Consider the following 11,428-nt stretch of genomic DNA (forward strand, 5'->3'; position numbering starts at 1 on the left):
CGCCGGCGTCGAAAGGGAGATATCCGCCGAGATCGCCGAGCCAACCGACGCGAGTTCCATCCCAGTCGCGCGCCAAAAGTTCGCGAAAGCAAACAGAGCTTTGTTCAGGTTCCGGTCGTGACCACGGCTCGTCTCCGACCTGCACGGAAAACAGCATCGCCAGGTCCTCAACCGAGCGTGCGATCGGTCCGACCGTACCGAGCGACGGCAGGTTGGGATCACGCCCTTCCGAAGGCATCCGCCCTTGAGTGGGGCGAAGCGAAAACAGATTATTGTAGGCGGCCGGATTCCGGATCGAGCCCGCGCTGTCGCTGCCGTCAGCCACTGGTAACATGCGGGTCGCCACGGCGACCGCGGCCCCGCCGCTGCTACCGCCCGATGTTCGAGTGCGGTCATAAGCATTGAGCGTGGTGCCGAACACAGGATTATAGGTTTGCGACCCCAACCCGAATTCGGCGGTATTGGTCTTGCCAACGAGGATCGCGCCAGACCGCTTGGTCCGTTGCACAAAGGTCGCATCTCGTGTCGGGATCGCATCCCTGTGCAGTGGCGAGCCCAGCGTCGTGCGAAGTCCTTTGGTCGATGCAAGATCCTTGATGGCTTGCGGGATGCCGTGGAGCCACCCCTGGCGGACGCCGCCAGCCAGCAACGCATCCTTTTCACGCGCTTCCGTCAGGATTTCTTCGCGATCGCGGATCGAAACAATGGCATTGTAGGATGAATTGATCCGCTCGATGCGATCCAGGTGCGCTGTAACGACCTCGAGACAGGAAGTTTCGCGGGAAGTAATCGAGTCAGCCAGCGCACATGCGCCAAGGTCAACGATTGCGCTGGGGTGCACAGGAGCGATATTAATTCCCGACGGCGTCGCACCATCGAGCCGATGCGTGAAATGCAAATGGTCGCTTAACATCTCAGGCACTTTTTCTTCTGCGCGTTCCGTGACGAATGTGGGCCATAGGGAGTGGCGCCGACCCGAGACCACGTCTCGCGCCACAGTCTCGCGGCGAACCATCGGATGAAATGACTGCGTGACAGCTGGGCGGCAGTCCAAATGTCACTAAAGCAAGCGCCTGAATTCGCTATAGTTTCGTCCTTGTGCATGACACGAGCGCCTTACTAAGAAGGTCGACGAATTCTTCGTCTTGCGACGAAGAGAGCAACGGACTTTCGGTAACGCGACTGCGCTGTGACCTCAAAACAGCCGGAAAATTATTGGAAGCAGGAACGCGATCAACGCCCCGTTCAGACCCATACCGAGACCAGAAAACGCGCCGGCCACCTCATTGATCTGGAGCGCGGAAGCGATTCCGATTCCGATCGAGACCAATACCGCAAGAACTAAGCGCGCATCTGCCCAGAGCGCCTTAGGGAAATACGGTGGCGAACGCCAATTCACTTTCGGTGATCCCAGCTCGCCCGCATGCAAGATAAACAGCCACAACTGCAATAACTGCGAAGACTGAATACCCCAACATGTATCGACGGCTATAATTGTCGATAGCGAAGTGTGAACGAATGGCAGCGTGCCTTACCAATTCCATGATCGAGGCTCCTGCTGACCTGAGGTTATGGCCGGAACCGCAATCGGGATGTTAAGTAGTTCACATGCTGTGAGACTTTTCAAGCTGACCCACAAGACGCTACGCCGTCTCGGTTTCGTTGTTATTTCGTGGAGCAAGCAAACTGACTTCGTCCTTGTTTCTTGACCGTTTCCTCGACAAAGCACAATCGAAGGGACGCAGTAACGGGCATTGCGTCACCAGCGCATTCGACTAAATCCGCCAGTCCTGCCGACTACCCCGCTCCCGGATTGCGCTCCGGGGGCGTGATGAGGGACGGCTCCGGCGCTGCACGAGGAGCTGTTCAGCTCCACCGGTGCCGGTTCGTTTTGGCGTTTTGGGGCGATCGCGGAGAGAGAAGAACGGCAGCGGCCCCGCCTTTGGCGCGCTGACGAAACCATTTTTCCGATGGTACGAAGCAGGCCGGAAACAAATCCGGCCTAGGCTGCCTCGATTTATTCAGAAGGAGCGACGGCTATGATGAGCTGGACTCGCAAAGCACGTATCCTCGCATTCGTAAATTTGCTGGCTGGTGCCGCTGTTCTGTTCGCGATAGCTGCTCCCCATCCCGTCTCAAGCGTTAAGCTCGGTAGTGAGTGGCAATGTAGCAGGGCCGCGTTTGTCGTAACGACGTGCCGTCAGAGTTCGCTCAAGGCCCCATCCGGGGTCACTGCGTAGCAACGGATTCGGGCCAATCATCTGGTGAAGGCGCCGAGCCCCGCCTTCGTGACACTGCCGAATCTGGAGGCGGCTCGCTCACCAGGCCGAGGCGCGGGAGCAGGACTCGTCCTATCGGATTATTCGCCGTGCATCGAACCCCTCGCCAGGGCCCGAGCTCCGTTTGACCCGGCCGAACAGATAACCATAGATCGCCATGGGTACGGTGGCTCTCTCGCTGGAAAATTCGCATGCTTCTAAGGTTGGCTGGTTGCCGTACGCAGATGCTTTTATTGGAGGCCACGTGGAGCGGCTGCCAACTCGGGAGGCGCCTCTCCATGCCCTAGAGACCCAAAATCGGCTCTACGTGGCCTCCTAGCCCGTTCTGGCTATCGCCTCAGCGTAAACTGCGCACATCCTTTCGACGACCAGCGGCCATCGCCAAGTTTCGCGCACGGGGCCATGCGCTTCCGTAGATTTGCATCGAAGACCAATGCGGCAACCGCACGCCGGAACCGACGCGGCCCACTGATCCAGCACGAACAGAGACGCCAAGCCGAATTGAGGATCCATATCGGCCATCGCGATCGAGACCCTTAGAATTCGGTCTGCCATCGCCCATCAGATAGCTCCTGAAACCCGCAGAACGATTACCAGCTAGCTTTCCGGGCTGGCACGCTTCTGCGCAGCTCGCTCGCAAAGAGGCAGCAGCCCTTTCACAATCGCCGCTGATTCGTAAGGCTTCTCCCATCGGGCGACATGACGATATCGCTCCGGCACGACGTCAGCGTTGTAACCTGTCGCAAAGACAAAAGGAATGGCTTGCCGCTCCAACTCGTCCGCTAGAGGGTATGCCGATCGGTCGTGCAAGTTGATATCGACGACGGCAACGTCGAAGCCATCGCGATCTATCAATATCTTTGCCTGACTTTGGTCCCCAATCGGACCAATCACCTCGGCCCCACTTTTCAAGCGGTGATGATCCAGAAGCGGGAACGCATTCCATCGGAGTGCTTTGAAGTTTGGAAACGAATGGCCGAGTCCGATGCCTCGATACTTCTTTGATCTGGAAGACAGCCACGGGATCGCGATTGATGAGGAAGGTCTGATCCTGCGAGACTTGGACGATGCTCGAAGCGAAGCTGCACGGGCCTTGAGTAACATGCTCCAGAACGCCGTGCTGAGCGTGAGCGGCAATAGTATTGACAAAATGAAAATCGCAATTCGAAACGACGATAGGCTCGTTATGATCGTTCGCTTTGCCTTTGAAATCGGCAGCAAAGAACAAAACTGACTAATGTCGGCGGCCCGGTTGTCGCATTAGGTCATGGTCCGCCCAAGAACTCGTGACGTCACCGCTACCGTTGTTGCTGCGGTAATGGTCGCGATAGCCAAATGGACGGTCGTCGGACAACCGGAGCCAAAACATCATACAAGGGACCTCGCTCGTGCATTAGAGCGCCATTGACGTGTGGCAAGCGCCGCAATGGCCGCCCCCTGCACCAGATAGGCTCCCCTGTTCCACTGTTCCGATTTCGAAGAATCGGCGCGATACTCACCCGGCGTGAAACAGAGCCTGTTCCAGCCGGACTTGCGAGGAGCAGCGCAGGCGCCAACGCGAATTGCGCCTTTCTAGCCATTGATTGACCGTGACGAGTTGCGCGCTGGTCAGCGCATTGCGATGCGCGACGCGACCTCACGTCGCGCCGGTTGGCCCAAATGCTACTTGATCAGGGACACTCGCTGGACCAAGTCGGGACAGTGTGTCGTCTTTCGCTCCGTGCTTACTAGGACTTGTCCGCAGAGAGGCCTCGACGCGCTTACGCCTCCGCGTCGAGGCCTTTCGCTGTCTGCGCACGCAAAAACGCCGTCCGCTTAAATCTATCGCGGACGGCGGTTAGCTAGCCCCAGGAGGAAATGGCAAAATCCTGATGGGTATTAGTGGGCACGAAACGTGCCAAGGTTCATGATCCCATTGTGGTGTTCTTCCCGTATGACTCCGGTACTCCGAACGGGCCGGGGATAATGCCCAACAGGGCGCCTAGGATCAGGTACCTCCCGCGGCCCCGCGCTTGTCTCCCACATCACGGGGCCGCTACTTTTTTCGGGTGCCGCTGCCAACGGCTCTTGACGCAGAGCAACGTGTGGCTGTCACCTGTGCCCGGGCGATGAACAGGACGCAAAAAACGGGCGTGCGTACGCGCCTCGCCACTAACCTCGGGAAATGGACACGGCCCCAGCACCGGTCTTCCCCGGCCCCCCGAAGGCTGGGGCCTGTTCATGGTCGCCAATCCTGACGAAATCATTTTCGGGGCAGCTCGAAGTAATCCTGAAACAAAACGCCCCTAGCCTCCTCGCATTAGACCAAAAGGGGATTCGGTCATGTGGGATTTCATCAACGCTTTGTATCGCGACTTCTGTCTGGCCCGTTTGCAAGAGATGCGGAAGCTCGAACCGTCGCATTGAGTCATGGTTCAAACAAAGGCCCGTCCTGTTACGGCCACCGTTATTGCCGCCGTGTTCGTCGCAATAGCCGTTTGGACTGTCGTCGGACAACCACAGGCGACGCATCACACGAAGCCCGTCGCTCGTGTTATTGAGCGCCGCTGAGGTCCCTTTCCGTTTCAGAGCGGATGCAAGCCATGCAGGAAGACAAAGGTGTTCGGTTTCAGGATCTGGATCAGGTCCTGCACCATACTCAGCGCCGCCGATCGGCGGATATAGGTCTCTGGCTAAGGACGTCTCTTCGGGCTCTCCGCCAGCGCCGTTTCGAAGAAGCAAAACTAAACCAAGCTACGAAATCGGCAGAAAACGTTGGACCGCTGAACCCCTCATTGCAGGAGATTTAGATGGCCACACTTGCAAAGCCGATGACCGATCTTGCGGCCTCGCGGCCGGTCTCGCCCTTGGCCATTGTCGCGCTATTCAGCCTCGTGGGCCTGACAATCTCGTTGCTCTTGGTACGCTATGGTGTCGACATTGCGACCGGCATGTAAATTCTCGATCCCCGGTGGGGACGATCGATCTGCGAAGGCCATCGCTAACGCTCATGGCTATCTCCAAGTTTCCGGCCTGGCCCGTTCCGTTTCGGCAGGCGAACGAGCATGCGTCCCGAGGGCCACAGGAACCTAGGCGTCGCCGGGATCTCGCCGGGGCAGAGAATCGACTCAAATGTCAGCGGTGGATCCGGTGAAGCCGTTACACGGCCTGTGGCCGTCGTCTGACCAACCACGCGTATCTAGATAGGCTCACCGCTCCCTCTGACAGCATGAAGTGGCGGCCAGGCGTTGACCACGGAGAGAAGCATGAGCTCCGGCGGCGTGATTTACTTGGGAGGCTTGACATCATCGTGCCTATTACAGAAAGCCGTGTACTCATTAGGTTGCCTGCTGACGTCCGCTCTACCTCCAACAGCTGCGAAAAAGCGGACACCTCCAGCGGTCGCTGAAAGGTCAGGAAGGTTCAAACGTGGTTGGCTCGTCAGCGGAACAAGGCTCTTTCCTCTGAAGTGAGACCGTAGCCCTCGATATCGGTACGCCGGCTCGATCGTGCGGGGTATTCTTGTCTGGGAGCGGACGAAGGGCTGGAGCCAACCATGACCATGAACAGACGGTTCTTTTTGGGCGCAGTCGCCAGCACAATCACGACCACGGCCGGGTCATCGCCCAATGCCGCTCACGCCCAAAGGGCCGAACATCTACCGGCTCAAGACCGAAATCTGGATTATGCCGGAGTAAGTGAGTTGCGGACGCTGCTTGACGCACGGAAGGTCTCCGCAAGTGAGCTGCTCGAACATGCCGTCGCGAGAATCGAATTGCTCGATTCCCGCATCAACGCCGTGGTGGTTCGCGACTTCGAACGGGCTCGTGCGGCTGCGCGCGAAGCGGATGTTGCGCTCGCCCGCGGCGAGCGTCGGCCATTGCTCGGAATACCTATGACCGTAAAGGAATCCTTCAACGTCGGTGGCCTGCCCACCACCTGGGGGCTACCGATGGGCCGCGACTGGCGGGCCGCCGAAGACGCCGTCGCAGTCGCGCGCCTCAAGGCGGCCGGGGCGGTGATCCTGGGCAAAACCAACCTAGCAATGGCGATCGCTGACTGGCAAAGTTTCAATCCGATCTACGGAACGACCAACAATCCCTGGGATCTCGCGCGCACACCCGGCGGCTCATCTGGCGGATCGGCGGCTGCGCTGGCTGCCGGATATGTGCCGCTCGAGCTCGGCTCCGACATCAGCGGCTCTTTGCGGGTGCCAGCACACCTGTGCGGCGTCTTTGCCCATAAACCGACCTCCAATCTGGTCCCGCAGCGCGGCCACGCACCACCTCGAACGCCTGCTCTGGAGAGCAACCTGACCAGCGGGCTTGGCGTCTGTGGTCCAATGGCCCGAAGCACCGCCGATCTTTTGTCTGCGCTCGACGTGATCGCTGGTCCGGACGAAGACGAAGCGCGTGCTTACCGCCTCGTACTTCCCGCGCCACGACATGAAGCGCTGCGTGACTTCCGGGTGCTTGTGCTGGATAGTCACCCTCTGCTGCCGGTAGCCAGCGAGATACGGGTCACGCTCGATCAGCTTGCCAATCAGCTCGCGACGGCAGGAGCAAAAGTTGCGCGATCCAGTCACTCGTGCCCGATCTTGCCGAGTCGGCGCGCCTGCATACCCGCATGGTGCGCAACGTTACCGCGTTCGGTCGGCCTCCCGAATTCTTCAAGACGATTCATGAGAATGTCGCAGCGCTGAAGCCGGACGACGATAGCCTCAAGGCATGGCGAATGCGCGCGCCACTGCTTAGCCACCATGAGTGGATGGCTACAGAAATCGCGCGGGCCCACTTGCGCCAGCAATGGACCGTCCTGTTCAGGGAATTCGACGTGGTTCTTTGCCCGCCATTCTCCGTCGTCGCGTTCCCGCACGATCAGAAGCCAGATCAGGAGGATCGAACGATCGATATCGACGGCGGGACCTACCCCTATCTGTCGCTGATCGTCTGGGCGACAGTCGCGACGCCTCCGGGGCTGCCCGCGACGGTGATGCCAGCAGGTCAGTCGAAGGCAGGCCTTCCCATCGGCGTACAAATCATCGGCCCTTTGTTCGAGGACCGCACCCCCCTTGCCTTCGCTCAACTGCTCGAAAGCGAGTATGGGGGATTTGCAAGGCCACCCGAGATCCCGCGTTGATCTGTTTCGCGAGAGCGGTCGTTTCGCATGGGACAAGGCGTGCGAGTTTCGCGTCACAGCCAAGGCGCAAAAGGGCGAATATCGCGCCGCCCGGCGCTTTATGATACCGTGCTGCAGCGTTTTCTTGCAATCGGAACGGAGCGGCCCATGAAAGCGCTTGAAACGTTCGCGATATATGTGACTCCCTTCTTGGTTCTTGGATTAGCCGCCAGGTTGCTGCTGCAGCGCTATGTGGTCGATCTAGCTGACCTGCAGAAGTTGGACCTAAGCGAAAGCCACGGAGGGTTTTCCTATTGGGCAGCTGGCGCACCGAGCCATGCACTTGTCGCTCATAGAGGCCGTTGCCACCGTCGCCGCCCTCCTCGCAGAACTATTGGCTTTTATCGCCATGGGGTTGATCTGAAAGGCGTCCGACGGTGGAACCGCATGCCCTACGGCTAGGGTCGATACATTTTCGAGCCATTTGCCATGAGATTGGCGAAAGGCTTCGTCTAGCTCTTGATCGGGATCAATCGCCCTTGCTTCCCACCTGCGCGCAACGCTAGATCGATTTAAGGAGAGGGACGCTCGGGCGTACCTTCGATCAATCTCAGAGCATGCATTGACTGCAGGCAAACACCGATAACCATTCGTCACGATCTACAACGCGACCTCGTTGCGCAGGCGCTCGCTACCTTCTCTGTTGAAGAGATTCGGCGTCTTCTTAGGAAGTTGAGATCGAACTTGGCAGAATGCCTCTTCGCGTCGTGATCTGACGTCGCGCCACCATCACATAGGCTAGTGCTCCTCAACCGCTCAGGTTCGCTGCCCTTCGCGCATCGATAAGCTGCTGCGCGAGCTGAATGCTCCGGGTGTCTCCAGTCTTCGCCTTGTTGACGTGAAATGCGATGCCACCATCGTTTTTATCTTGGAAGATATGGTCTTTTTCGCTCAAGACGCTGTTCGCCAGATCGCTGCCGATTTCCGAGATCTTCTTCTCCTGGACCATATCGGCCTTCGCTTTATTCGCTGCATGTTCAGCGTTTTCAGCCCGTTTCACTTGGACGCCTAGGATGGCGCCGATAGCCGCAAAAGCCCCGGTCTCAACCGAGTTGAATATGAGCAGTAGCTTCGCCCAATGGGCTTCGTCGTCAAGATGAAACCAAAGCACGCCTAGTCCGACCAACCAGATCAATATCAATACTATCGCGACGGTGGTTCCGGTTCCTCCAAGGGATTTTGAAATGCTCATTTTGGACTCCAATATTTTATCAACCAATGATTGCATATTACTGGCGATACTTCCATCGCAATCAGCAGGCGAGGTAGATGCAATTCGAGGCGCGGAAGGCGAACTTGAACTTCATCCCGATTTGGCGGCGATACCCTCTTTGGGCCGCGCCGTTCCATGATTCGCCAAACCGGCTCTGCATACCTATCTTCGGATTATGCTTAAATTCGATTTCTGCTTGCCAACGCTGGGCAAGACCGTCCCAGCTGGCGAAAACTGGTTCCACGAAGTGAAATATGACGGCTATCGCCGCCGCGTCGAGCGCGATGGAGACCGCGTCCGGCTGATCACCATGGGCGGCAACGACTGGACCAAGCGCTATCCCTGGATCGTGGAAGCCGCGCTGTTGCCCGGTCGCTATCTGAGAGGTGCCGCGCGATCCTGCGGTGCGCGGATGGATTCCGTACCTCGTGCGGCATCGTCGAGTGCGTAGATGCTGGCCAGGTGAGCGGCCGCGGCTTGTCGATGCTTGGCGATGGCTGCCAGAGCTGGATCGGCGTTTGGGGCCGCAACAGTCAATCGGCCGATCATTGCGGCGGCTGCAGCGCCACCCGCCATCATACGGAGGCCGAGTCTTCGCGTGACGGTCTTCATGCCATTGCTCCCTGCTGCCAGTCTTGGCTGCCAGCCTGCTCGAGCAAGCCGTCAAGGTCGCCTACGCCGGACTCCGAGGGATCCTGCTCCAGATCGCGACGCCCGCCCGCGGCCCATCGCTCCTGGCTGTCATTCTGTTCAAGGCTGCCCAAGCTCGGCTCCAGATCTGCCGTGTCGAGCTCGGCGTCGGGGACCACTGTCGCCTCGGTGAGGTACTGCAGGGCTGCGTGAGACTGGTCCAGCATGCGGTCGAAGGTCCCAAGGTCCATCTCCCGATCATCGCCTCCGCCGCCCGCGCCGCGACCGGGGAAAGCCTCCTGGAAGCCAAGCCAAGGCTCGTCGTCGTCCGGCTCCCGCTCCATGTGGTTGTCGGTGTTGTCGAGAAAACGAACCAGCCGATCTATCTCGTCCCACGCCTCGCGGCGCAGGCGACCGATGGCTTTGAATATCTGGTCGGGGGAAATGTCGGTTTTGAAGAAGAGCGCTCTGGTGGAGTCCGCAGGCCGTTCTATAGGCGTGTTTATGCCCGCCGCCGTATGCCGATTCCCCATTGGAGAAGACGCGCGCAGAGCAGACGCCAATCCCGTGAAAGGAGGCCCTATATTGGTGTAAATTGGGAAATGCCGACGCTAAACGCGCGTACATAAATCACACTTTGAGATTTTTTTCGCCATTTTTGCTGATTAGCCAAGACTCAGCAGTCGGGGGGCCTGATTCCCACTGCATTGAAATCCGCTCGCAGTCCGAGACTGTGAAGCTTTGGAATTTGCTCGCGGTGCCAGCCGCTACGGGCATGTGGTGTGTCGTGCGCTTTCGTGATGCACGGCAGTGGAATTCCTTTTTCTCAACGTCAAGGAGGAGCAACTACCGTTGCTCGATGGAGGCCCGAATTGGATACTACCGGCACGATTGCGTCGTTTTCGTCCACGCCGCAAACCCGCTTCACCATCGGAGGCGACTCTTACGAGGTGCAGGATGCGGGCAAGAGTTACAGCCTGACAAACCCTGATCCCCAGACGCTGCAATTCGAGCTCCAGCCCGGCGATTATGCCTGGTTCGATACGTCATCGGTGGATCGCGACGAAATCGCTGCCGATCAGCTCATTCAGCCCGGGACTCCCATCGGCATCGATTATCAGTTCATGGTCCAGTCGAATGGATCCAACGGGTCATTTACGAACACCGCGAGTTGGTTCGTTGCTGGCGAAATGCACAATGACGACCCGGCGCTCGGATCCACTGTGCATACCTCGCCTCCATTCGCGATACAGCTCGCCGGCAACCATCTGCAGCTTGTCGCGCGCTATGCGCTGCCCGGCGGGAATCCCAGCAACGGGTCCCCTGATCTCCATATGCTGACGCTGTGGACCGACCCTAATCCGATCGTGCCCGGCCAGTACTACGACATCAACATCCAGGCCAACGTCAGCAATACCAGCGCCGGCTATCTGGACCTCTCGATCAACGGCACCAAGGTGGCGACCTATTCGGGTCCACTGGGCTATGGGGCTCCCACCTATTGGGAAGAAGGCCTCTATCGGAACTCAGGTCCGACCCAGACCGTGACAGCCGACTTTCGCAATTTGACGCTCGTCACCGGCTCGACGGCGAGCGGGTGGACGGGGATGGGCGGTAGCAGCACCACTCCGCCCGTGACGACGCCCCCGACACCCGTCACGACGCCCGCGGTGACGCAAGCCACGGCTTCGCCTGCAACCGGAACCGAGGTCGTGGGAAACACGGTCACTCTTGCGCTCGGCTTCAACGAAGCCGTGACGGTGACAGGCACGCCGACGCTGTCGCTCAATGACGGCAATACCGCCACTTATGTCAGCGGCTCCGGCACCGGCACGCTCACATTCAAAACCACGGTGGCCTCGACGGATACCAGCACCTCGGCGCTCGCCATCACCGGGGTCAATCTCCCGAGCGGCGCCAGCATCAAGGATGCGTCGGGTGTTGCGGCAAACCTCTCGGCCGCGGCGACGACGTTTGCAGGCCTCCAGATTGACTCGACCCAGCCGGCTGTGACGCAGGCCACGGCCTCACCTGCAACCGGAACCGAGGTCGTGGGAAACACGATCACTCTGGCGCTCGGCTTCAACGAAGCCGTGACGGTGACAGGCACGCCGACGCTGTCGCTCAATGACGGCAATACCGCCACTTA

At 59.0% G+C, this 11,428-nt stretch carries 10 protein-coding genes and 2 pseudogenes; 6 read left to right on the forward strand and 6 right to left on the reverse strand.

The genetic code is table 11. The features are described from left to right. The 3 genes from JQ586_RS39380 to JQ586_RS39390 all read right to left on the reverse strand — a co-directional run. Positions 1–913, reverse strand: a 913-nt coding sequence (locus JQ586_RS39380; RefSeq protein ID WP_249148670.1) for an amidase family protein, incomplete at its 3' end; no start/stop codon positions are given. Between the two features lie 282 nt (positions 914–1,195). Continuing rightward, complete coding sequence (locus JQ586_RS39385) at positions 1,196–1,444, reverse strand: LrgB family protein (protein WP_249148668.1); 249 nt, start codon at positions 1,442–1,444, stop codon at positions 1,196–1,198. Between the two features lie 1,432 nt (positions 1,445–2,876). Beyond that, positions 2,877–3,191, reverse strand: a complete 315-nt coding sequence (locus JQ586_RS39390; RefSeq protein ID WP_212400013.1) for a response regulator — start codon at positions 3,189–3,191, stop codon at positions 2,877–2,879. 73 nt (positions 3,192–3,264) lie between these two features. Here JQ586_RS39390 and JQ586_RS39395 point away from each other — a divergent pair, with 73 nt between their 5' ends. Beyond that, positions 3,265–3,513, forward strand: a complete 249-nt coding sequence (locus JQ586_RS39395) for a DUF6894 family protein (RefSeq protein ID WP_212400014.1) — start codon at positions 3,265–3,267, stop codon at positions 3,511–3,513. Positions 3,514–3,681: 168 nt separating this feature from the next. Here JQ586_RS39395 and JQ586_RS41735 read toward each other — a convergent pair. Continuing rightward, positions 3,682–3,806: pseudogene (locus JQ586_RS41735) on the reverse strand (cytochrome c); the annotation flags it as partial. Between the two features lie 1,262 nt (positions 3,807–5,068). On the opposite strand from JQ586_RS41735, the gene JQ586_RS39400 reads away from it, so the two are divergent. Then, a complete protein-coding gene (locus JQ586_RS39400) occupies positions 5,069–5,215 on the forward strand; it encodes a hypothetical protein (RefSeq protein ID WP_212400015.1) in 147 nt (48 codons plus the stop codon). 599 nt (positions 5,216–5,814) lie between these two features. Beyond that, positions 5,815–7,397, forward strand: a pseudogene (locus JQ586_RS39405) (amidase). Between the two features lie 787 nt (positions 7,398–8,184). On the opposite strand, the gene JQ586_RS39410 reads toward JQ586_RS39405, so the two are convergent. After that, entirely contained in the window at positions 8,185–8,628 is a 444-nt protein-coding gene (locus JQ586_RS39410) for a hypothetical protein (protein WP_212400016.1), read from the reverse strand. Here JQ586_RS39410 and JQ586_RS39415 point away from each other — a divergent pair. Continuing rightward, positions 8,621–8,788, forward strand: a complete 168-nt coding sequence (locus JQ586_RS39415) for a hypothetical protein (protein ID WP_212400017.1) — start codon at positions 8,621–8,623, stop codon at positions 8,786–8,788. The genes JQ586_RS39410 and JQ586_RS39415 overlap by 8 nt on opposite strands. 57 nt (positions 8,789–8,845) lie before the next feature. Continuing rightward, positions 8,846–9,100, forward strand: a complete 255-nt coding sequence (locus tag JQ586_RS39420; protein WP_212400018.1) for a hypothetical protein — start codon at positions 8,846–8,848, stop codon at positions 9,098–9,100. Positions 9,101–9,257: 157 nt separating this feature from the next. On the opposite strand, the gene JQ586_RS39425 is transcribed toward JQ586_RS39420, so the two are convergent. Then, positions 9,258–9,812 (reverse strand): hypothetical protein, encoded by a 555-nt coding sequence (locus tag JQ586_RS39425; protein WP_212400019.1) that lies wholly within the window; start codon positions 9,810–9,812, stop codon positions 9,258–9,260. A 267-nt stretch (positions 9,813–10,079) separates the two neighbouring features. Between JQ586_RS39425 and JQ586_RS39430 the strand changes: the two genes are divergently transcribed. Further along, positions 10,080–11,428: heparin lyase I family protein (locus tag JQ586_RS39430; protein ID WP_249148669.1), on the forward strand; the 1,349-nt coding region annotated here is incomplete at its 3' end.

Source organism: Bradyrhizobium jicamae (assembly GCF_018130215.1).
Lineage (GTDB): Bacteria > Pseudomonadota > Alphaproteobacteria > Rhizobiales > Xanthobacteraceae > Bradyrhizobium > Bradyrhizobium jicamae_A.

Bases quoted from the DNA above. Each gene is read 5' to 3' on its own strand.
- JQ586_RS39425 (WP_212400019.1), bottom strand. From the start codon at position 9,812: ATGGGGAATCGGCATACGGCGGCGGGCATAAACACGCCTATAGAACGG.
- JQ586_RS39395 (WP_212400014.1), top strand. From the start codon at position 3,265: ATGCCTCGATACTTCTTTGATCTGGAAGACAGCCACGGGATCGCGATT.
- JQ586_RS39410 (WP_212400016.1), bottom strand. From the start codon at position 8,628: ATGAGCATTTCAAAATCCCTTGGAGGAACCGGAACCACCGTCGCGATA.
- JQ586_RS39400 (WP_212400015.1), top strand. From the start codon at position 5,069: ATGGCCACACTTGCAAAGCCGATGACCGATCTTGCGGCCTCGCGGCCG.
- JQ586_RS39415 (WP_212400017.1), top strand. From the start codon at position 8,621: ATGCTCATTTTGGACTCCAATATTTTATCAACCAATGATTGCATATTA.